Annotated in this window: 21 protein-coding genes; 17 read left to right on the top strand and 4 right to left on the bottom strand. The window is 66.5% G+C overall.

What is annotated here, in order from left to right; genetic code table 11:
- Positions 1 to 3: 3 nt before the first annotated feature.
- Together I6H87_RS22825 and I6H87_RS22820 are read right to left on the bottom strand one after the other, a co-directional pair.
- The gene (locus I6H87_RS22825) at positions 4 to 756 is read right to left on the bottom strand and encodes a maleate cis-trans isomerase family protein (RefSeq protein ID WP_011616812.1); all 753 of its coding nucleotides are present in this window, start codon (positions 754 to 756) and stop codon (positions 4 to 6) included.
- A gap of 21 nt (positions 757 to 777) precedes the next feature.
- Positions 778 to 1,740 (bottom strand): amidohydrolase family protein, encoded by a 963-nt coding sequence (locus tag I6H87_RS22820; RefSeq protein ID WP_011616811.1) that lies wholly within the window; start codon positions 1,738 to 1,740, stop codon positions 778 to 780.
- 439 nt (positions 1,741 to 2,179) lie between these two features.
- On the opposite strand from I6H87_RS22820, the gene I6H87_RS22815 reads away from it, so the two are divergent.
- The 10 genes from I6H87_RS22815 to I6H87_RS22770 all read left to right on the top strand — a co-directional run bounded on the left by I6H87_RS22815 (position 2,180) and on the right by I6H87_RS22770 (position 12,189).
- Positions 2,180 to 3,784 (top strand): MFS transporter, encoded by a 1,605-nt coding sequence (locus tag I6H87_RS22815; RefSeq protein WP_010813503.1) that lies wholly within the window; start codon positions 2,180 to 2,182, stop codon positions 3,782 to 3,784.
- Positions 3,785 to 3,949: 165 nt separating this feature from the next.
- On the top strand, positions 3,950 to 5,167 hold the full coding sequence (locus tag I6H87_RS22810) for an ABC transporter substrate-binding protein (protein WP_011616810.1): 1,218 nt from the start codon (positions 3,950 to 3,952) through the stop codon (positions 5,165 to 5,167).
- Between the two features lie 7 nt (positions 5,168 to 5,174).
- Positions 5,175 to 5,981, top strand: coding sequence for an ABC transporter ATP-binding protein (locus I6H87_RS22805; protein WP_011616809.1), 807 nt, complete (start codon positions 5,175 to 5,177; stop codon positions 5,979 to 5,981).
- Positions 5,978 to 6,715: an ABC transporter ATP-binding protein gene (locus I6H87_RS22800; RefSeq protein ID WP_010813506.1), complete on the top strand. Its 738-nt coding sequence runs from the start codon at positions 5,978 to 5,980 to the stop codon at positions 6,713 to 6,715. The genes I6H87_RS22805 and I6H87_RS22800 overlap by 4 nt, the downstream gene beginning before the upstream one ends.
- Before the next feature lie 10 nt (positions 6,716 to 6,725).
- Positions 6,726 to 7,610 carry a branched-chain amino acid ABC transporter permease gene (locus I6H87_RS22795; RefSeq protein WP_010813507.1) on the top strand — a complete coding sequence of 295 codons (885 nt, stop codon included), beginning with the start codon at positions 6,726 to 6,728 and terminating at the stop codon, positions 7,608 to 7,610.
- Positions 7,610 to 8,656: a branched-chain amino acid ABC transporter permease gene (locus I6H87_RS22790; RefSeq protein ID WP_011616808.1), complete on the top strand. Its 1,047-nt coding sequence runs from the start codon at positions 7,610 to 7,612 to the stop codon at positions 8,654 to 8,656. The genes I6H87_RS22795 and I6H87_RS22790 overlap by 1 nt, the downstream gene beginning before the upstream one ends.
- Positions 8,657 to 8,738: 82 nt before the next feature.
- Positions 8,739 to 9,044: a non-heme iron oxygenase ferredoxin subunit gene (locus I6H87_RS22785; protein ID WP_011616807.1), complete on the top strand. Its 306-nt coding sequence runs from the start codon at positions 8,739 to 8,741 to the stop codon at positions 9,042 to 9,044.
- Positions 9,045 to 9,055: 11 nt separating this feature from the next.
- Positions 9,056 to 10,336, top strand: a complete 1,281-nt coding sequence (locus I6H87_RS22780; protein WP_011616806.1) for an NAD(P)/FAD-dependent oxidoreductase — start codon at positions 9,056 to 9,058, stop codon at positions 10,334 to 10,336.
- Positions 10,337 to 10,348: 12 nt separating this feature from the next.
- Entirely contained in the window at positions 10,349 to 11,638 is a 1,290-nt protein-coding gene (locus I6H87_RS22775) for an aromatic ring-hydroxylating dioxygenase subunit alpha (RefSeq protein WP_010813511.1), read from the top strand.
- A 35-nt stretch (positions 11,639 to 11,673) separates the two neighbouring features.
- A complete protein-coding gene (locus I6H87_RS22770; RefSeq protein ID WP_011616805.1) occupies positions 11,674 to 12,189 on the top strand; it encodes an aromatic-ring-hydroxylating dioxygenase subunit beta in 516 nt (171 codons plus the stop codon).
- A 42-nt stretch (positions 12,190 to 12,231) separates the two neighbouring features.
- Here I6H87_RS22770 and I6H87_RS22765 read toward each other — a convergent pair whose 3' ends face one another.
- Both I6H87_RS22765 and I6H87_RS22760 read right to left on the bottom strand, forming a co-directional pair.
- The gene (locus tag I6H87_RS22765) at positions 12,232 to 12,705 is read right to left on the bottom strand and encodes a MarR family winged helix-turn-helix transcriptional regulator (RefSeq protein WP_010813513.1); all 474 of its coding nucleotides are present in this window, start codon (positions 12,703 to 12,705) and stop codon (positions 12,232 to 12,234) included.
- Positions 12,706 to 12,837: 132 nt separating this feature from the next.
- A complete protein-coding gene (locus I6H87_RS22760; RefSeq protein ID WP_011616804.1) occupies positions 12,838 to 13,512 on the bottom strand; it encodes an ankyrin repeat domain-containing protein in 675 nt (224 codons plus the stop codon).
- A 257-nt stretch (positions 13,513 to 13,769) separates the two neighbouring features.
- On the opposite strand from I6H87_RS22760, the gene I6H87_RS22755 reads away from it, so the two are divergent.
- From I6H87_RS22755 to I6H87_RS22725, 7 genes are all read left to right on the top strand, one after another.
- Positions 13,770 to 14,237, top strand: a complete 468-nt coding sequence (locus I6H87_RS22755; protein ID WP_010813515.1) for a nucleoside deaminase — start codon at positions 13,770 to 13,772, stop codon at positions 14,235 to 14,237.
- Between the two features lie 363 nt (positions 14,238 to 14,600).
- Entirely contained in the window at positions 14,601 to 14,810 is a 210-nt protein-coding gene (locus I6H87_RS22750) for a hypothetical protein (protein ID WP_010813516.1), read from the top strand.
- A gap of 66 nt (positions 14,811 to 14,876) precedes the next feature.
- The gene (locus I6H87_RS22745; RefSeq protein ID WP_010813517.1) at positions 14,877 to 15,572 is read left to right on the top strand and encodes an intradiol ring-cleavage dioxygenase; all 696 of its coding nucleotides are present in this window, start codon (positions 14,877 to 14,879) and stop codon (positions 15,570 to 15,572) included.
- A gap of 389 nt (positions 15,573 to 15,961) precedes the next feature.
- The gene (locus I6H87_RS22740; protein WP_010814223.1) at positions 15,962 to 17,005 is read left to right on the top strand and encodes a TRAP transporter substrate-binding protein; all 1,044 of its coding nucleotides are present in this window, start codon (positions 15,962 to 15,964) and stop codon (positions 17,003 to 17,005) included.
- 25 nt (positions 17,006 to 17,030) lie between these two features.
- On the top strand, positions 17,031 to 17,660 hold the full coding sequence (locus I6H87_RS22735) for a TRAP transporter small permease subunit (RefSeq protein ID WP_011616803.1): 630 nt from the start codon (positions 17,031 to 17,033) through the stop codon (positions 17,658 to 17,660).
- A complete protein-coding gene (locus I6H87_RS22730) occupies positions 17,657 to 19,576 on the top strand; it encodes a TRAP transporter large permease (protein ID WP_011616802.1) in 1,920 nt (639 codons plus the stop codon). The genes I6H87_RS22735 and I6H87_RS22730 overlap by 4 nt, the downstream gene beginning before the upstream one ends.
- A 44-nt stretch (positions 19,577 to 19,620) precedes the next feature.
- Positions 19,621 to 21,087, top strand: a complete 1,467-nt coding sequence (locus tag I6H87_RS22725; protein ID WP_010814226.1) for an MFS transporter — start codon at positions 19,621 to 19,623, stop codon at positions 21,085 to 21,087.
- The last annotated feature ends 227 nt before the right edge of the window (positions 21,088 to 21,314 follow it).

Here is a 21,314-nt window from a genome sequence, read left to right as displayed (position 1 = left end):
CCCTCAGTAGGCGCCCGACAGCAGCGCGCCGGCGCCCGGCACGACCGGCTCCAGGTCCAGCGCCTTGAGCATGGCGTAGGTCGTGGCAATGGCCGCGGTGATGACCGGCTTACCCGTCATCGCCTCTACCTTTGCCACTGCCGGCAGCGACGGCATCTGCACGCAGGCCGACAGCACGATGGCATCGACATCCGCCAGGTTCATCTGCGACACGATGCCCGGCAGCCGCGCCGGATCGTGGCGGCCGACCTCAAGGTTGTCCGGAATCTCCAGCGCACGGTAGTCCACCACCTCATAGCCTTCGTTGCGGATGTAATCCACCACAAGCTCGGTCAACGGCTTCAAGTATGGCGCGACCACGGCGATGCGGCGCGCGCCGATCACGCGCAGCGCATCCACCAGCGCACCGGCGCTGGTGATCACCGGCGCGTCGCCGCCATTCTCGATGGTGTGGACCTTCAGGCGCTGCTCCGACTTGCGGTGATAGCCGTGGCCCATGGCCATGATGGCGACCAGGCAGGCGTAGCCGAGCACGTCGACGCGGGCGTCGCTAAGTTCCACCGCGCAGCGGTCGGATTCGGCATCCATGGCGGCCAGCTCTTCCTTGACCACCTTCTTCATGCGCATGCGGCTGGAGTGGAAGGTGAAGCGCTCCGGACGGATCTGCTGGCGCGCCAGCAGCATCGCGGGAATCTCGGTTTCCATGGTCGTGTTCGAGCTGGGAACGATCTGGCCGATGCGAAAGACTTTTTGCATGAGGGTCCTCGGGTTGTACGGTTACAGCTTGAGCAGGCGTTGCGCGTTGCCGTGGCAGACCAGCGCGCGCATGGTGTCGTCGAGCGGCGCGTCCTCGATGAACTTCGCCGCGACTTCGGTGGATTCGTAGGGATAGTCGACCGAGAACATCACGGCCTCAGCGCCGAGCTCGGCAATGGCACCGGCCAGCGCACCGTGCGAACACACCCCCGAAGTGGTGATGACGATATTGGTGCCGATGTATTCCGAAGGTGAGCGCTCCAGCCGGACGCCGTGCGAATAGACCGCAAAGCGGCTGTCGAAGCGCCAGCGCTGGTACGGCAGGCCCTCGCCCATATGGCCGAGGATGAGCTTCAGGCGCGGGAAGCGGTCGAACACGCCGCCGAACAGCAGCCGCAGCGCATGCGATGCGGTCTCGACGCCCCAGCCCCACGCCGCGCCGGTCAGCTCGGGGTGGCCCGCCAGGACCTGCGGCTGAACCAGCGCGTCGGTCGGGTGCAGGTACATGGGCACGTCCAGCGCCTGCATGCGCTCCCAGAAAGCATCGTATGCCGGGTCGTCGTAGTAGCGCCCGTGGGTATGGCCGTTCACCAGCGAGCCCTTGAAGCCAAGCTCGCGCACGGCGCGTTCCAGCTCGCGCGCGGCCTGTTCCGGGTCGTGCATGGGCAGCGCGGCAAAGCCGGCAAAGCGCGTGGGGTGGCGCGCGATCTGCGCGGCCAGGAAGTCATTGCTCTCGCGCGCCCGCGCCACGGCGAGGCCGGCATCGCGCTCGCCCTGCACGCCCGGACCCGTCTGCGACAGCACCGTGATGTCGATGCCGGCGCGGTCCATCTCGGCAAGGCGGTCCTCGTCGAAATCGGCGAGGCGGCGGCCCAGCTCGGCAAACACCGCCGGATCAATATGCTGCGTGAACGCCTTGGAATAGGCCTGAAATCCCGGCGTCATGAAATGCTCTTCGAGGGCGATCTTCTTCACTTTGGTCATGCTGGTGGGGGCTCCTGATTGGTGAAATCGCTTCGCTGCGGGCGTGTGCTGCATGGCATGCGGCGTGCACCGATGCAATTGATCAGTACACTGATTAGTTTCGGATTCTAGTCAGCGAATTTCCAAAAGTCTAGAAACGGCGCGGAGGGTTAACACCTATAACGATGACCATAGGTGCTCAGTACACTGAGCCCAGATGCTCAGTATGCTGACGATATTAAAAGGCCATTTAAATAGGCGATTTCGGGCATTCCGGCACATTGTGGACTGGCCCGCATTTTGCTCAGCATACTGCGTTTCTCATCAGCATACTGACTGATGCACCGGAAGGATGCGGCGCTGCACTGCGCGAGGGACCGACAGGCCCTGGCCAGCGGCGCCGGCACCGCCGGGACGAGCAGACATATAGAGACAATAGCTAGACCAAAGGACCCCCGCCATGACGATCAGCCTGACTCGCAGCGAGACACGCGCCCCCGCATCCGGCATGACAGCCGAGGAGCGCAAGGTCATCCTTGCCTCTTCCTTCGGCGCCCTGATGGAGTGGTACGACTTTTACATCTACGCCGCACTGGCGGTGTATTTCGGCGCACTGTTCTTCCCCAAGGGCAATGAGACTGCCGCCTTCCTGGCCAGCCTGGCCACCTTCGGCGCAGGCTTCCTGATACGGCCGGTGGGCGCGCTGCTGTTCGGCCGCCTGGGCGACCTGATCGGGCGCAAGTACACCTTCCTGGTCACCATCCTGCTGATGGGTGTTGCCACCGTCGGCGTCGGCGTGCTGCCCACGTATGAGCAGATCGGCATCACCGCCACCGTGCTGCTGGTGTTGCTGCGGCTGCTGCAAGGCCTGGCGCTGGGCGGCGAGGTCGGCGGCGCGGTCACCTACGTGGCCGAGCACTCCCCCGTGCACAAGCGCGGGCTGTACACCAGTTCGCTGCAGACCACGGCAACGCTGGGCCTGCTGTCCTCGTTGCTGGTCGTCTACCTGCTCAAGACCTTCCTGACCGAGGCCGAGTTCCGTGACTGGGGCTGGCGCATTCCCTTCATCGTGTCGCTTGTGATGCTGGTGATCTCGGTCTACATCCGCGGCAAGCTGCATGAATCGCCGGTCTTTGCCCGGATGAAGGCTGCCAACACCACCTCGAGGGCGCCGATCCGCGAGAGTTTCACCAACTGGAAGAACCTCAGGTCGGTGCTGCTGCTGTTCGTGGTGGCGGCGGGCCTGGGCGCCATCTTCGGCACCGGCCACTTCTATTCGATGTTCTTCCTCAACAAGACGCTGCACGTGCCGCTCGAAACGGTCCACATGCTGATCGGGATCGCGCTGGTGGTGGCCACCCCCTGCTACCTGCTGTTCGGCTGGCTGTCCGACCGCATCGGCCGCAAGTACATCATGATGGCCGCCTGCCTGCTGGCGGCGGTGTGCATCCAGCCGGTGTTCAAGGGCCTGACGCACTATGCCAATCCGGCGCTGGAACAGTTCCAGCAGCAGGGCGCCGTGCAGGTGACGGCCGGCGACTGCAAGGCGCGCCTGTTCGGCGAGCCGGTGTCCGCCTGCGACAAGATCCGCGGCTACCTGACCGACCTGGGCGTGGGCTACACCTTCGTGCCGGCCAGCAATCCGGCGCAGGCTGAAGTACGCATCGCGGATCGCACGCTGCAGGGCTTTGACCGCGACGCCATCAAGAGCGCGCTGGTGGCGGCCGGCTGGCCCGAGCGCGCGGACCCCGCCAAGATCAACACGCCGATGGTATTCGTGCTGCTGCTGGTCCCGATCCTGTTCCTGGCCATGGTGTACGGGCCGATGGCGGCCTTCATGGTGGAGCTGTTCCCGGCCCGGGTGCGCTACACCTCGCTGTCGCTGCCCTTCCACCTCGGCGCGGGCTGGGTCGGCGGCATGCTGTCCTTCGTGGTCACGGCCATGAACGTGGCCAGCGGCGACGTCTACTTCGGCCTGTGGTACCCGGTGATCATCGCCGGTCTGGCCTTTGTCATCGGCATGCTGTTCGTGCCGGAGACGCGCGGCCGCGATCTGGCCACCTGAGCGGCACTACGGGTGAAGCTGAAGGGCGGATCTCTCCGCCCTTTCTTCCGGCAAACTATTCAGTATACTGAGTTTATCCGCGCTACCCGCGGCGCAGCGATGGCGCCGCGGTCTGCCGACGCAGCAACCATTCCAATCTTTCGCGTAGACAACCTGGAGCCCCTGATGTCCACCTCTCGCATCCTCCGCACCCTCGCTGCGTCCTCCGCCCTGCTGGGCCTGGCCGCCGCCACGCCCGCACTGGCCGACGCCAATGGCGTGAAGATCGGCGTCATCACCGACATGTCCGGCTCCTATGCCGACCTCTCCGGCAAGGGCTCCGTGCTTGCCGCGCAGATGGCCGTGGAAGAGTTCGGCGGCAAGGCCCTCGGCAAACCTGTGACGGTGCTTTCCGCCGATCACCAGAACAAGGCCGATATCGCCTCGTCGCTGGCGCGCCGCTGGTTCGATACCGATGGCGTCGACATGGTGATCGACTTTCCCAACTCGTCGACCGCGCTGGCGGTGCAGGAGGTGGCGCGGCAGAAGCAGAAGATCGACATCGTCTCGACCGGCGGCGCCATGGCGCTGACCAACCAGAACTGCTCGCCCACCGGCTTCCATTGGGCCTGGGACACGTATTCGGTGTCTTACCCGCTGGTGCGGCGCATGATCGAACAGGGCCGCAACAGCTGGTACTACATCACCGTGGACTACGCCTTCGGCCAGTCGCTGGAGGCAGATTTCCGCAAGGCCGTGGACGCAGGCGGCGGCAAGAACGTGGGCGCCACCCGGCATCCGCTCAACGCCAGCGATTTCAGCAGCCCGGTGGTGGCCGCCTCGGCTTCCAAGGCCAAGGTGGTGGTGCTGGCCAACGCCGGCAACGACATGATCAACGGGGTCAAGGCAGCCGGCGAGTTCGGCCTGATCAAGGCGGGCCAGACGGTGATCACGCCCTCCACCTTCATCACCGATATCAAGAGCCTGGGCCTGAACGCTGCGCAAGGGCTGACCTATGTCGACCCGTTCAAGCTCGACCTGGATGGCAAGTCGAAGGACTTCGTCGAGCGCTACTACAAGCGCCACAAGGCCTATCCCACGCATGGCCAGATCGGCGTCTATTCAGGCGTGCTGCATTACCTGAAGGCGGTGGAAGCCGCCAAGACCGTGGAAGGCCCGGCCGTGGCGGAGAAGATGCGCGCGCTGCCCGTCAACGATGCCTTCGTGCGCAATGGCAAGGTGCGTGTCGACGGCCGCATGGTGCATGACATGTACCTGGCCCAGGCCAAGACCCCGGCCGAGTCCAAGGGCCCGTGGGACCTGGTCAGGTACATCGGCACGATCCCCGGCGACGAAGCCTTCCGGCCGCTGTCCGCCAGCGAATGTCCCCTGGTGAAGAAGTGAGCGCGCCATGCCTGACACTGATGTAATCCTGCAGACGCAGGGACTGACCAAGGCGTTCAAGGGCTTTACCGCAGTCAGCGATGTCAGCCTGTCCGTGCGGCGGGGCTCGATCCACGCGCTGATCGGCCCCAACGGCGCCGGCAAGACCACCTGCTTCAACCTGCTGACGAAGTTCCATGCGCCCTCGTCAGGCTCGATCCACTTCAACGGCACCGACATCACCGCGCTGCGGCCGGCCCAGATCGCCCGCATGGGGGTGATCCGCTCGTTCCAGATCTCGGCGGTGTTTCCGCAACTGACGGTGCTGGAGAACGTGCGCATCGCGCTGCAGCGCCGGCTCGGGACCTCCTGGCATTTCTGGCGTGGCAGGCGCTCCCTGTCGCGGCTGGACGGCCGCGCCATGGAACTGCTGGATGCGGTCGGCCTGGCCGGCTTCGCGCACCTGGGCACGGCGGAGCTGGCCTACGGGCGCAAGCGCGCGCTGGAACTCGCCACCACGCTCGCGACCGACCCGGAGCTGATGCTGCTGGACGAACCGACGCAAGGCATGGGGCATGAAGACGTGGAGACCGTCACCACCCTGATCAAGCGCGTTTCGGCGGGGCGGACGGTGCTGATGGTGGAACACAACATGAGCGTGGTGTCGTCCATCGTGGACCGCATCACGGTGCTGCAGCGCGGCGCGGTGCTGGCAGAAGGGACCTATGACGAGATCTCACGCAATCCGCAGGTAAGGGAAGCCTATATGGGAACCACCGACGAACCCGAAGACCGCCACGCAGCCGCGGCGGCGCTGAACGCGGAGGCATCATGACAAGGACGGCCTCCCCTGCCCTCGAACTCCGCGGCCTGCACGCCTGGTATGGCGAGTCGCACATCCTTCACGGCGTGGACCTGACCGTCAACCCGGGCGAGGTGGTGACGCTGCTCGGCCGCAACGGCGCCGGACGCACCACCACGCTGCGCGCCATCATGGGCCTGGTCGGCATGCGCAAGGGTTCGGTGCGTGTGCACGGCCAGGAAACCATCGGCATGAAGACGCACCGCATCGCACCGCTGGGCCTGGGCTACTGCCCGGAAGAGCGCGCCATCTTCGCCAGCCTGTCCTGCGAGGAGAACCTGCTGCTGCCGCCGCAATTCGCCTGCACCCCGGGGGCGGTCGGACTGCGCGAGCCCATGACGCTGGGCGAGATCTACGAGATGTTCCCCAACCTGCACGAGCGGCGCAAGAGCCAGGGCACGCGCATGTCGGGCGGCGAGCAGCAGATGCTGGCGGTGGCCCGCATCCTGCGCACTGGCGCCAGCGTGCTGCTGCTCGACGAGATCTCGGAAGGCCTGGCGCCCGTGATCGTGCAAAAGCTGGCGAAGATGATCGCCATGCTGCGCGGCCGCGGCTACACCATCGTCATGGTAGAGCAGAACTTCCGCTTTGCCGCGCCGCTGGCGGACCGCTTCTTCGTGATGGAGCACGGCCGCATCGTCGAGGCCTTCGGCGCCGATGAGCTCGAACGAAAGATGCCCACGCTCAGCGCCTTGCTGGGCGTTTAAGGAGACTTTCATGGAATTGTTTGGAGTGCCCCTGCCCGCGCTGCTGAGCCAGTTACTGCTGGGGCTGGTCAACGGCTCGTTCTACGCGATCCTGAGCCTGGGCCTGGCCGTGATCTTCGGTCTGCTCAACGTGATCAACTTTGCGCACGGCGCGCTGTTCATGCTCGGCGCGGTGCTGGCCTGGATGGGCCTGAACTATCTCGGGCTCAACTACTGGCTGATGCTGGTGCTGGCACCGGTGCTGGCCGGGGCGCTCGGCGTGGTGCTGGAGCGCACCATGCTGCGCCACCTCTACCGCTTCGACCACCTGTACGGGCTGCTGCTGACGCTGGGCATCTGCCTGCTGATCGAAGGCGCGCTGCGCTCGATCTATGGCGTCTCAGGCCTGCCCTATCCCACGCCTGAAGGCTTGTCTGGCGTGAGCCAGCTGGGCTTCATGGTGCTTCCCAACTACCGCGCATGGGTGGTGCTGGCGTCGCTGGCGGTGTGCTTTGCCACCTGGTTCATGATCGAGAAGACGCGGCTGGGCGCCTACCTGCGCGCCGGCACCGAGAATCCGCGCATGGTCGAGGCCTTCGGCGTCAACGTGCCGCTGCTGGTGACGCTGACCTACGCGTTCGGCGTGGGCCTGGCCGCGCTGGCGGGCGTGCTGGCCGCGCCGGTGATGCAGGTCTCGCCGCTGATGGGCCAGAATCTGATCATCACGGTCTTCGCCGTGGTGGTGATCGGCGGCATGGGGTCGATCCTGGGCTCGATCTTCACCGGACTTGGCCTGGGTGTCTTCGAGGGTATTACCAAGGTCTACTACCCCGAAGCCTCCGCGACGGTGGTCTTCGTCGCCATGGTGTGCGTGCTGCTGGTGCGCCCCGCCGGGCTCTTTGGAAAGGAAAAATGATGGCAAGCGGAAAGCGTGCGACCTTCGCCTACGGACTGCTGCTGGCGGTCCTGCTGCTCGCGCCCTGGCTGGGCGCCTACCCGGTGCTGGTGATGAAGCTGCTGTGCTTCGCGCTCTTTGCCTGCGCCTTCAACCTGCTGCTGGGCTACACCGGGCTGGTGTCGTTCGGCCATGCGGCCTTCTTCGGCGGCGCCGCCTATGCCTGCGGCTATGCGATGAAGTTCCTGCAGCTGACGCCGGAGCTTGGCCTGCTCGCAGGCACCGCGTTCGGTGCCCTGCTCGGCCTGGTGTTTGGTGCACTGGCAATACGCAGGCAGGGCATTTACTTCGCCATGATCACGCTAGCGCTGGCGCAGATGTTCTATTTCTTCTGCCTGCAGGCGCCCGCGACCGGTGGCGAAGACGGCCTCCAGGCGGTGCCGCGGGGCGACCTGTTCGGCGTGCTGCCGCTGGCGTCGGACCACACCATGTACTACGTCGTGCTGCTGATCACCGCCGCGGCCTTCCTCGGCATCATGCGCATCGTCAACTCGCCGTTCGGGCAGATCCTGCGTGCGATTAAGGAGAACGAGCCGCGTGCCATCTCGCTGGGCTATGACGCGGACCGCTTCAAGCTGCTGGCGTTCGTGCTGTCGTCGGCGCTGGCCGGGCTGGCGGGCGCGCTCAAGACCCTGGTGCTGGGCTTTGCCACGCTCACCGACGTGCACTGGATGATGTCGGGCACGGTCATCCTGATGACGCTGGTCGGCGGCATGGGCACGTTGTCGGGCCCGCTGGTCGGCGCGCTGGTGATCGTGGCGCTGGAAAACAAGCTGGGCGACGCCGGCAATGCGCTCGCGGCCATGACCGGCATCGGCTGGTTCGAAACGCTGGGCGAATCGGTCAGCATGGTGACGGGGCTGATCTTCGTGGTGTGCGTGCTGACGTTCCGCCGCGGCATCATGGGCGAGATCCTGGCGCGCTGGCAGGCCCGCCCGTCGCTGCAGGCCGGCGCGCCCGCGGTGGGGCCAGCCGGATCCGGCGCGGCCAACCCGGGCCAGGGTTAACCAGAATACTGCGAGCATAAAACATCAGTACACTGATCTTATATATTCAGCATACTGACAAATCAAATTCACGGAGATCGCCATGGCATGGATTGAAATCGACGCCGCCCACGGCCTGCGGAACGACGAGGTAATGCCGCTCACGCTGGGGGACCGCCAGCTCGCCGTCTATCGCAGCGACGACCAGTACTTCGTCACCGACAACGTCTGCACGCACCAGTACGCGCTGCTGTCCGACGGCTACCTGGAAGACGGCTGCATCGAGTGCCCGCTGCACCAGGCCCGCTTCGACATCCGCTCCGGCAAGGCGATGTGCGCGCCTGCCACCAGCGACATCCGCACCTACCCGGTCAAGTTCGAAGACAGCCGGGTGTGGGTCGAGCTTTGAAGGAGCCGAGCATGCCACAAGACACGCCCATCCTGATTGTCGGCGCCGGCCAGGCAGGCGCGATGGCCGCTGCCGAACTGCGCAGGCTCGGCCATCGCGGCCGCATCGTCATGGCCGGCGGCGAACGCCATGCACCGTACGAACGCCCGCCGCTGTCCAAGTCCGTGCTCGCCGATGCCGCGCAGGACGGCAAGATCGGCGTGCACCCCGCCGGCTTCTATGCCGGGCAGGAGATCGAGCTGCGGCTTGGCACCACGGTCACCGCGCTGGACCCCGCGCACAGCGTGGCGCACTGCGCCGATGGCGAGGCCATTCGCTACGCCGCCTGCCTGCTCGCCACAGGCGGCAATGCGCGCGTCCTGCCTACGCTTCCCCCGGGCACGCCCCGCGTGCACTACCTGCGCACGCTCGACGACGCCGCCCGCCTGCGCGATGCCATGCAGCGCGCGCGCGAAGTGATCGTGATCGGCGGCGGCTTCCTTGGCCTGGAAACGGCCTCGACCGCGGCCGGCCTCGGCCTCCGGGTCACGCTGATCGAAAGCGCCGACCGGCTGCTCGGCCGCGCGCTGCCGCCTGAGCTTGGCAGCTGGCTGGCGCAGCGCGTGCTTGCGCAAGGCGTCGAGCTGCGGCTCGGCTGCGGCATCGCGGCCCTGGTGCCGCAGGCCGATGGCGTGCAGGTCAGGCTTGCGGACGGCGCGGCGTTGCAGGCGCCGCTGGTGGTGGTCGCGATCGGGCTGACGCCCGAGGTGGCGCTCGGCGCCGCCGCCGGCCTGGCGCTGGACCCCGCCAACGGCGGCATCCAGGTCGACCAGCAGGGCCGCACCAGCGCGGCCGGCATCTATGCCGCGGGCGACTGCTGCAGCCAGTACCAGCCCCGGCTCGGCGCCCACATGCGGCTGGAGTCCTGGCAAAGCGCCAACGAGCAGGCGCGCATCGCCGCCGCCGCCATGCTGGGCGTGCAGACCGAACCCGCGGCGATGCCGTGGTTCTGGACCGACCAGTTCGGCTGCAACGTGCAGATGCTCGGCGCGGCCACTCCCGATACCCGCTATGCCTGGCGCGGCATCGCCGCCAGCGACGCGCCCTGCCCCAGGTTCATGCTGCTCGGCACCCGGCACGGCCGGCTCAGCCACGCCATCGCCATCAATGCCGGCGGCGACCTGCGGCCGCTGCGCGCGCTCTTCGGCCATGCCGTCGAAGACCTGCTGCCACGGCTGTGCGATGACGCCATGCCGCTGCGACAGCTGGTGCGCGACCTCCCTACGGCAGCGGCCAGCCCCACTACACTCTGAAAGGACTCCCACATGTACCAGACACAAGCTGTGATCCAGCACACGCTGGGCAAGAAAGACGCCGGCCTGGCCGACTGCCGTTGGCCCGAAGACAGCCTGCACTACATCCCGGACTGGGTCTACACCAGCAAGGAGGTGCATGACCTCGAGCTGCAGAAGATCTTTCGCGGACGCTCCTGGAACTACGTCGCGCTCGAAGCGGAGATCCCCAACGCCGGCGACTACAAGCGCTCCTATGTCGGCGCGACGCCGGTGGTGGTGTCGCGCGCCGAAGACGGCTCGGTCAACGTCTTCGAAAATCGCTGCGCGCACCGCGGCGCCGAGTTCTGCCGCCACAGCCAGGGCAATGCAAAGGAATTCGTCTGCCCCTATCACCAGTGGTCCTACGACCTCAAGGGCAACCTGCAGGGCGTTCCGTTCAAGCGCGGCGTCAATCGCGCGGGTGGCATGCCCAGGGACTTCCGCAACGAGGACCACGGCCTGGTCAAGCTGAACGTGGCCACGCGCAACGGCGTGATCTTCGCCTCGTACGCGGCGGACATGGAAAGCCTGGAAGACTACCTGACGCCGGAGATCCTCAAGGACTTCGACATCGTCTTCAACGGCAAGCCGCTCAAGGTGCTCGGGTACTACAAGAACGAACTTCCGTGCAACTGGAAGATGTACCACGAGAACCTCAAGGACCCGTACCACGCCACGTTGCTGCACTCCTTCCTGGTGGTGTTCGGACTGCTGGTGGCGGGCAACGAAAGCGCCATGATCGCCGATCCCGTGCACGGGCGGCACGGCACCATGGCGTCGGCGAAGAAGGAAGACAAGTACGCGGCCGTCAGCGACGAGAACAAGAAGGAGATGCGCTCATACCATGAAGGCATGCGTCTGGAGGACGAACGCTTCCTGGAATATGTGAAAGAGTTCGATTCGCCTTGGTCGGTGACGATGCAGACGATCTGGCCGAACCTGATCGTGCAGCGCGAAATGAACACCCTCGGCGTGCGCCAGATCGTGCCCAACGGGCCGGACAGCATGCTGATGCTGTGGACCATGTTCGGCTACGAGGATGATACCGAGGAGATGACGCAGCACCGCCTGCGCCAAGGCAACCTGATGGGCCCCGCTGGCTTCCTGGGGCTGGAAGACAACGAGGCGATGAAGTTCGTGCAGGAAGGCGTGCGCCGCTCCAGCAGCGACCTCAATGTGCTCAAGCTGGACCCGGACCAGGTCGGCACCTCCAACTCCCTGATCTCCGAATCCGCCATCCGTGCGATGTACCAGTACTACCGCGGCGTGATGGGGTTCTGAACGGCGGCTAACGGGATTCCCAGAATATGAAACCGATGAACTATTCCCTCTATCGCGAGAGCGCCCTCGGCACCGCGCGCGCCATTGAACTGCGACTGGAGATCGAGGCCTTCCACGCGGAATACTGCGCGGTGCTCGACGCCGGCCTGGTGGAGCAATGGCCCCGCTTCTTCACCGAGGATGCGCTCTACCGGATCACCGCGCGCGAGAATGCCGAGCGCAACCTGCCGGTGGGGCTGGTCTACGCCGAAGGGGTGGGCATGATGCGCGACCGCGCCGCTGCGATTGCCAATACCCAGATGTTCGCGCCGCGCTACAACCTGCACCTGGTGACCAACACGCGGGTCAGCGACGAAACCGCGGACGGCGATATCGTGGCACAGGCCAACTACATGCTGCTGCAGACACTGGTGGAGGGCCCCACCACGATCCACCTGGCGGGGACCTACTACGACCGCTTCCGCCGCCAGGGTGGCAGCCTGCTGCTGCGCGAGCGGCAGGTTGTCTACGACACCACCATCATCGCCAACGACCTGGTCTACCCGGTCTAGCGCGCGTTGGGGGCGCGGCGGGCCTTGCGCCCGCCGCCGGGCTCACATGCTGCGCAGCACGGTGCGGCTGTACTGGTTGTTGGCTTCCACCAGCGTCGCCAGCAGGTCCATGAACACTTCGCGCTGGGCGGGCTTCAGCGGCGCCAGCATGCGCTCCTGCGCACGCGCCATGTCGCCACGCAGCGCCGTGACCACGCTCTTGCCTTCCCGCGTCAGGTGGACGTGGCGGGTGCGCCGGTCGGCGGGGTTGTCGCGGCGCTCTACCAGCCCGCGCTCCTCGAGCCGGCGCACGACGTCGGCGGTCGTGGTCCGGTCCAGGCCGACCTCCTGCCCGAGCGAAGTCTGGTCCAATCCCGGCAGCACCGACAGCACCGTCAGGATGGCATATTGCACGGGCGTGATATTGGGCGACTTGCACTCCTCGAAGAACATCGCGACGTGGATCTGGTGCAAGCGCCGCACCAGGAACCCCGGGCGGGCCCAGAGCAATTCCTTTGCCGGATCGGCTTCCGGCATGGCATCCGCCACCTCATGACTGCCACTCGTTGCGTTGCGTTTTGCTCTCGCAGACATCGCTCTCACCATTTTGTATGCACACTGACAGTATATATGAGGCAGGCGAGAGCGAGCCGCCTTGCGGCGCAGGGTTCAGCGTGCGCCGGCGGCGCTGAGAATCTGTTCGATCTGCGTATAGCCGCGCTGGCGCGCATGCTGCAGCGGCGACACGCCGTCGCCGTCGGCCAGGTTCACGTCGGCGCCCGCCTTGACCAGCAGGCGCACGATCTCGGTATGGGCCTGCCCGCCGTTGCCAAGGATGATGGCCTCCAGCAGGGCCGTCCACTTGAGCTTGTTGACATGGTTCACCGCCACGCCGGCCGCGATCAGCGTGCGCACGGTCTCGACATGGCCGCGCTCGGCGGCGGGAATCAGCGCGGTGCCGCCGTAGCGGTTGGTGCTGCGCAGGTCCGCGCCATGGGCCAGCGTCAGGCGCAGGATTTCGTTGTAGCCGCGCGCGCCGGCGTACAGGTAGGGGCTGTCGTGGATGGCATCTTTCGCGTTCACGTCGGCGCCGGCATCGACCAGGACCCTGGCCGCCTGCACGCGGTTGTGGTGCGTGGCCAGCAGCAGCGCCGTGCGTCCCTGCGCATCGCGGTCATCGATGCTGGCGCCCTGGCCAAGCAGTGCGGTGACCTGCGCGGCGTTGCCGCTGGCCGCGGCCTCGCGCAACTGTTGTTCGGGCGGGCCGCCGGCGGCGGCGGCTGGGGTGGATATCAGCATGGCAATGACCAGGGCAAGGCAGATGGACAGGCGCGCCACCAGCATGTTCTTTCCTCCGTGCGGATGCCTCGGGTGTAAGGGGTGTCGATGCGGTCCGGTGCATTCTGTCATGCCAGCCACGCCGCGCGAAGTTATGGATTCGAATGCACGCCAGTGCCATCGCCAATAACCGGTGCTGCACGCGCAAGGCCCAAATATGCCCTATAACAACCCACGCCACCATGCCCGTGCACGCTGGCCTATAGTCCCGAGGCCCGAACCATCGTCCGCCTGCACGGGCCAGGCCTCAAGGGAGACAACGCGTGTCCACGACAGAAGCCTATCTGCTTGATTCCATCCGCCTCGCCATGGAGAACGTGCGCGAACGCAATACCTGGCCCTTTGGCGCCGTGGTCGTCAGGGACGGCGAGGTGCTGGCCCGCGCGGTCAACCAGGTAGACGCCACCTGCGACCCGAGTGCACACGCCGAAATGCAGGCCGTGCGCGCCGCCAGCCGGGCACTGGGCAAGCCGGACCTGAGCGGCTGCACGGTGTACGCCAGCGGCTACCCCTGCTCGATGTGCCTGTCGGCAATGTATCTGGCCGGCGTGAAGGCGGTCTACTACGCCTACTCCAATGAAGACGGCGAACCCTACGACCTGTCCGCGGAGCGCGGTTATATCGAGCTGGCCCGGCCGCTGGAGCAACGGGAGATGACGCTGGCCTATGTACCGGCGCGCGACGAGGGCATCGACCTGTACGAGGCGTGGCGCGAGCAGCAGGACCGATAGACGCCGCGATGCGGCGCAAGCGGTGCAATGGGCGGTAGGCTGCCGCCCAATTCCACAGTACCGGCATGGCCATCACATTGTCATCGTGACAGGCTGATAATGAGCGGCGGATGACGATCACGGCGTGCGACGCCCGGTCACATGTAACCGCGAGCGGTTGCACGGAACCGCGTGCTGCCGGCCTCGTCAAACCAATTAGTCGCCGGAGACAGGATGCCGCGCCGCAGCATTTCACCGCGGCGCAGCACGCATGGGCGGCATGTGCCGCATCGTCTCCAGGGCTTCTGACAATCTTCCCGCGTTTGGCGCTGCTGCGCCGCGCAGACTCCCAGCAAACGCCCCCCTCTAGCCAAGGAGACGAACGTGCTGAGCCCGCATGAATTTGCCACGCTGCTATTGCTGAGCGACGGCCCCGATTCTCTCGATTCCAGCGATTCCCGCCAGATCGACCCCATCGACCTGAAGGCACTGGTCGAAAAGCAACTCGTACAACTTGAGATCCTGCACGGCCGCCGGCAGGAGCCGCGCATTACCAGCCACGGCTACTCGATGCTCAAGGCGATGGGACGCTGACGTCTCGGCGCCGGCGCGGCAGCACCACGCGCCGCAAGGCGCACCCGGATCACCTCGGAGCCCACCATGACAGTGCGCCCGGCAATTGGCGCCGACAGCGCGGCAGCCACCGACGCGGCGCGCCGCCGCTTCCTGCATGAGTTGGGCGGCCTGCTTGCCGCTGCCGGCATCGCGCCCGCGGCGGCAGCAGCCACCCCCGCCGCCTGCCTGCTGACGCCCGCCGCCACCGAAGGCCCCTTCTACCTCGACGACGCCCTGGTGCGCACCGACATCCGCGACGACCGCCCTGGCCAACCCTTGCGGCTGTGCATCCGGGTGGTGGATGCCGGGCGCGGCTGCGCGCCGGTGCCGGGTGCGCTGGTCAGCATCTGGCACTGCGATGCCGACGGCAGCTACAGCGGCGAGGGCCGCGGCAACCGCCAGGCGCGTTTCCTGCGTGGCGTCCAGCCCACCAGCCAGGACGGCGTGGCCACGTTCACGTCGATCTATCCCGGCTGGTACGCGCCACGCGCCATCCATATCCACTTCAAGGTGCTGCTGGGGCGGTCGGAAGCCCTGACCAGCCAGCTGTACTTCAGCGATACCCTGAACCGCGAGGTGCTGGGCAGCCACCCGGCCTACCGCGCGCACGGCGTGCCGTCGCGCGCCACCACGCAGGACCCGATCGCGGGACCCCACCCGAACCAGATGCGCGTGCGCCAGGCTGCCGATGCAGCGGGGCTGCTGGAGGCCGAGTTCACGGTCGGCATCACCCGCACCTGAGCGCCCAGCCCCGGATCCGCGGCATCGGCGGGCCCCGCCACGAAGTGCGCGGGCCCACACCGCGCGGGTAATCCCTAGATTGTGGTTCCCTGTCCCTTTCCTACCATGAAGGGAATCACGGGCCACCTGCACGCCCGCTTCTGCCGCGCGGCCACTGGCCCGGCATGCTTCAGATTTCCCGACTTTTCCGATGTTCGCGTCAGTGGCGAGTTGTCTCGGCCCCCATGGTCGGCGCTCGCGGGTAATCCCACACATAGCAAATGGAGGCGGTCATGGCATCCAGGACAAGGAAAGCAGGCGCAGCAAAACCTGAAGCGGAAACCAAGCCAGGCGTTTCCCGGCGCGGCTTCCTTGGGGGGGCCGCCGGTGCGGCCGCTGGCGCCGCGGCAATGGGCTTCCCGGCCATCGTCAAGGCGCAAGGCCCGGTCACGATGCGCTGGCAGAGCACCTGGCCCACCAAGGACATCTTCCACGAGTTCGCCGGCGACTTCGTCACCAAGGTGAACAATATGTCGGGCGGCGACCTGAAGATCGAGCTGCTGCCCGCGGGCGCGGTGGTCAAGGCCTTCGACCTGATCGACGCGGTCAGCAAGGGCACGCTGGACGGCGGCCATGGCGTGATCGCGTACTGGTATGGCAAGAACTCGGCGCTGGCGCTGTGGGGCTCGGGCCCGGCCTGGGGCATGGACCCGAACATGCTGCTGGCCTGGCACAAGTACGGCGGCGGCAAGGAGTTGCAGCAGGAGATCTACCGCAGCCTCAACCTGGACGTGGTGTCGTTCCTGTATGGCCCGATGCCGACCCAGCCGCTGGGCTGGTTCAAGAAGCCCATCACCAAGCCGGAAGACTTCAAGGGGCTGAAGTTCCGCACGGTGGGGCTGTCGATCGACATCTTCACCGGCCTGGGCGCCGCGGTGAACGCGCTGCCGGGCGCGGAGATCGTGCCGGCGATGGACCGCGGGCTGCTCGATGCGGCCGAGTTCAACAACGCCAGCTCCGACCGCGCGCTGGGCTTCCAGGACGTGTCCAAGGTCTGCATGCTGCGCAGCTTCCACCAGCCCTCGGAGCAGTTCGAGATCCTGTTCAACCGCAAGCGCTATGACGCGCTGCCGGCCAAGCTCAAGGCGCTGATCGCCAACGCGGTGGAAGCGGCGTCCGCGGATATGTCGATCAAGGCGATCGACCGCTATTCCAAGGACTACCAGGCGCTGCAGAAGCAAGGCGTGAAGTTCTACGCGACCCCCAACTCGGTGCTGCAGGCGCAGTTGAAGGTATGGGATGAGATCGTGGCGCGCAAGGAAAAGGAAAACCCGATGTTCAAGAAGGTCAATGATTCGATGAAGGCCTTCGCCGAGCGCGCCACGCGCTGGCAGAACGACACTAACGTCGATTTCCGGCTGGCAACGAGCCACTACTTCTCCAAACGCACCTGAGCCGCGCCACTCCGGGGGCCATACCGTGCAACGCCTGCTGCTTGGCATCGACCGCATCAGCACCTTCGTCGGCCAGGCCGGCGCGTGGCTGATCATCGGGCTCACGCTGATGATCAGCTACGAGGTGTTCTCGCGCTATGCGCTGGGCACGCCGCACGCCTGGGTGTTCGATGCCAGCAATATGCTGTACGGCACGATGTTCATGCTGGCCGGCGCGTATACCCTGGCCAAGCGCGGCCACGTGCGCGGCGACATCCTCTATGGCTTCCTGCCGCCGCGGATGCAGGCGTCAATCGACCTGGTGCTCTACCTGGCCTTCTTCTTCCCCGGTGTGATCGCGCTGGCCTGGGCGGGCATCGATTTCTTCGAGGTCTCGCTGGCACAGGACGAACACTCTTCCATCGCCGCCGACGGTCCGCCGATCTATCCGTTCAAGGCAGTGATTCCCGTGGCCGGCGCGCTGCTTTTGCTGCAGGGCGCGGCCGAGACCATCCGCTGCATCCTGTGCCTGGCGAACGGCAGCTGGCCGCCGCGCGAAGGCGATGTCGAGGAAGTCGATGTCGAGCAGCTCAAGGAGATGGTGCAAGGCACCCCTACCGCTGAGCTGGCCGAGTCACCGCCGCCGCGCGACGACCAGCCTGGAGCCGGCCGATGAGGAAAGAACTGTGGTTCGGCATTTCCCTGATGGTGCTGATCGTCGGCGCCGTGGCGTGGTTCATGCCCGCGCCGGCGGACTGGACCAACGGACACCTCGGCCTGTTGATGCTGGCGCTGATCGTGGTGGCGATCATGCTGGGCTTCCCCACCGCGTTCACGCTGATGGGCATGGGCGTGCTGTTCTCCTGGCTGGCCTACCGCCACGCCGACCCCACGATCGCGGTGCAGCAGACGCTGGACCTGATGGTGCAGCGGGCCTATGCCGTCATGACCAACGACGTGCTGATCTCGATCCCGCTGTTCGTGTTCATGGGCTACCTGGTCGAGCGCTCCAACCTGATCGAAAAGCTCTTCCGCAGCCTGCACCTTGCGCTGGCGTGGATTCCCGGCTCGCTCGCGGTGGCCACGCTGGTGACCTGCGCGATCTTCGCGACCGCCACCGGCATCGTCGGCGCCGTGGTCACGCTGATGGGCCTGCTGGCCTTCCCCGCCATGCTGCGCGCGGGCTACAGCACGTCGCTGTCGGCCGGCGCGGTCACCGCGGGCGGTTGCCTGGGCATCCTGATCCCGCCGTCGGTGCTGCTGATCGTCTACGGCGCCACCGCGGGCGTGTCGGTGGTGCAGCTCTATGCGGGCGCGTTCTTCCCGGGCCTGATGCTGACCGGGCTCTATATCCTCTACCTCCTGATCCTGGCCAAGCTCAAGCCCGCGCTCGCGCCGCCGCTGCCGGAAGCCGAGCGGGTGGTGCCGCTGCCGCCGGTGGCGCGCACGCTGGAAGCCCGCGGCGCCACCCATGCCTTGCCTGCGCTCGGTGCCGGCCTGATGCGCGCGCTCAAGGGCCCGCGCAATGCCGACCTGCCGACGGCAGTGTTCGCGCGCCAGCTGGGCATCGTGCTGCTGCCGGCGATCGCCGTGGTATTGGTGATGGGAACGATATACAGCGTGGTCACCGCGCCCGCCGCCAGCGTCGCGGTGGAGGCACCGCTGTCGATGGGAGGCGCCGAGGAAAGCAGCGCATCACTCGACGACCTGCAGGCGCCGCCAGTGGAAGAATCCGCTGCGCCCGCAGCGCCGGCCGCTCCCGCCGCTACCACCCCTGCACCGACGACCGCAGCGCAAGCCGGGGCGCAGCCAGCGCCAGTGCCGGCGGCGGCTGCAGTATCCGCACCCCGCTGGTTCTGGATCACGCTGGCGGCCGTGGCGGCGGTGCTGGTGTACTTCTACTGGCGCTTCAGCTTCGCGCGGCTGGAAATCTTCAAGATGCTGCTGTCGTCGTTCTTCCCGCTGGCGCTGCTGATCCTGGCGGTGCTGGGCTCGATCGTGTTCGGGCTGGCCACGCCGACCGAAGCCGCGGCGGTGGGCTCGCTCGGCGGCGCGCTGCTGGCGGCAGCGTACCGGCAGCTGAACTTCCGCGTGGTCAAGGAATCGGTGCTGCTGACGGCCAAGACCAGCGCCATGGTGTGCTGGCTGTTCGTGGGCTCGTCGATCTTCTCTGCCGCGTTCGCGCTGCTGGGCGGACAGGCGCTGGTCGAGCAGTGGGTGCTGTCGCTGAACCTGTCGCCGGTGCAGTTCATGATCCTGGCGCAGCTGATCATCTTCCTGCTCGGCTGGCCGCTGGAATGGACCGAGATCATCATCATCTTCATGCCGATCTTTATCCCGCTGCTGGATAACTTCGGCATCGACCCGCTGTTCTTCGGGCTGCTGGTGGCGCTGAACCTGCAGACCGCCTTCCTGTCGCCGCCGGTGGCAATGGCCGCGTTCTACCTGAAGGGCGTGGCGCCGCCGCATGTCACGCTGAACCAGATCTTCCTGGGCATGCTGCCGTTCATGGGCATCCAGCTGATTGCGCTGGTGCTGCTCTACGTCTTCCCCGGCATCGGCCTCTGGCTGCCCACGGTGCTGTACCGCTGAACGCTGCGGCACCCGTTTGCACCCGTTTCCTATACTGGTTGGCAATGCCAACCGATACCGCCCTCGCCAGCCTTCCCGTCGACACCGCATTCCGCACCGACATTCCGGGGCGGCTGGACCGCCTGCCATGGTCGCGCTGGCACTGGCGCGTGGCGATTGCGCTGGGCGTCGCCTGGGTCCTCGATGGCCTCGAAGTCACGCTGGTGGGCTCGGTCGGCGCCGTGCTGGAGCGCCCCGATACGCTGGGCCTGACCGCGACGCAGGTCGGCTGGTCAGGCTCGCTCTATATCGCCGGCGCGGTGCTGGGGGCGCTGGTGTTCGGGCGCATGGCCGACCGGCTCGGGCGCAAGCGGCTGTTCCTGGCCACGCTCGCGGTCTACATGGTGGCGACGCTGGCCACCGCGTTCTCTCCCGGCTTTGCCTTCTTTGCGGCCTGCCGCTTTTTTACCGGCCTTGGCATCGGCGGCGAATACGCGGCCATCAATTCCGCCATCGACGAACTGATCCCGGCGCGCGTGCGCGGGCGCGTCAACCTGGCCATCAACGGCAGCTTCTGGCTGGGCGCGGCACTCGGCGCCGGGTTGAGCCTGGTGCTGCTCGATGCGCGCGTGTTCGGCCCGGTCTGGGGCTGGCGCGTCTGCTTCGCGCTGGGCGCGGTACTGGCCGTGGCCATCGTGCTGGTGCGCAAGCATGTGCCGGAGAGCCCGCGCTGGCTTGCCACCCATGGCCGGCTGGAAGAGGCCGAGCGCGTGATCGCCGCGATCGAGGCCGAGGTGCGCGCCCGCCATGGCCCGCTGCCGCCGGTGGCACCGGATTGCGTCGCGGTGGCGATGCGCCGGCGCGCCGCGCCGGGCGTGGGCGAAGTCATGCGCCTGCTGTTGCGGCGCTTCCGCCGCCGCAGCATGATCACGCTGGCGCTGATGGTGGCGCAGGCCTTCTTCTACAACGCAATCTTCTTCACTTATGCGCTGGTGCTGACACGCTTCTATGCCGTGCCGGAAGCGCGCGTGGCGCTGTATATCTTTCCCTTTGCGTTGGGCAACGCGCTGGGGCCGCTGCTGCTTGGCCCGTTGTTCGACCACATCGGGCGCCGGCGCATGATTGCCGCCACCTACGTGCTGTCCGGCATCGGGCTGGCACTGACCGGCTGGGCCTTCGTTGAAGGCTGGCTCGATGCGCGCGGCCAGGCGCTGTGCTGGTCGGCGGTGTTCTTCCTGGCCTCGGCCGCGGCCAGCTCCGCCTACCTGACCGCCAGCGAAGTTTTCCCGCTGGAAATGCGCGCGCTGGCGATCTCGGTGTTCTACGCCGTGGGCACCGGCACCGGCGGCTTTATCGCGCCGGTGCTGCTGGGCGCGCTGATTGAAAGCGGCAGCCGCGAAGCCGTGGCGGCAGGCTACGGCTTCGGCGCGCTGCTGGTGATCGTCGCCGGGCTGCTGGCATTGCGCTTCGGCATCGACGCCGAACGGCGGCCGCTGGAGCACATCGCGCCGCCACTCGCAGCCGACGATTAGCCCGCGTCACCGCAGCGCGCGCCAACTGCCATCGCTGCCGGACTCAACTCCGTACCAGCGTCAAAACCCCGTCAATGTGTGCTGTATTCGTCGTTCATTGCATGTCATGTTACTGCCGTGTTAAGCAGTGCTACAGCCTCCCCTTACACATTTTTACAGCAAGGGACGGGGCAACTGACTAGCCTTTAACTCACACACGGCGGCCTGAGTGCATGAATCTTTGCGTC

It is taken from the genome of Cupriavidus necator (assembly GCF_016127575.1).
In the GTDB taxonomy this organism is placed as follows: domain Bacteria; phylum Pseudomonadota; class Gammaproteobacteria; order Burkholderiales; family Burkholderiaceae; genus Cupriavidus; species Cupriavidus necator_D.
The sequence above is the reverse complement of the archived record's forward strand: the minus strand, read 5'-3'. Positions and strand labels throughout refer to the sequence as shown.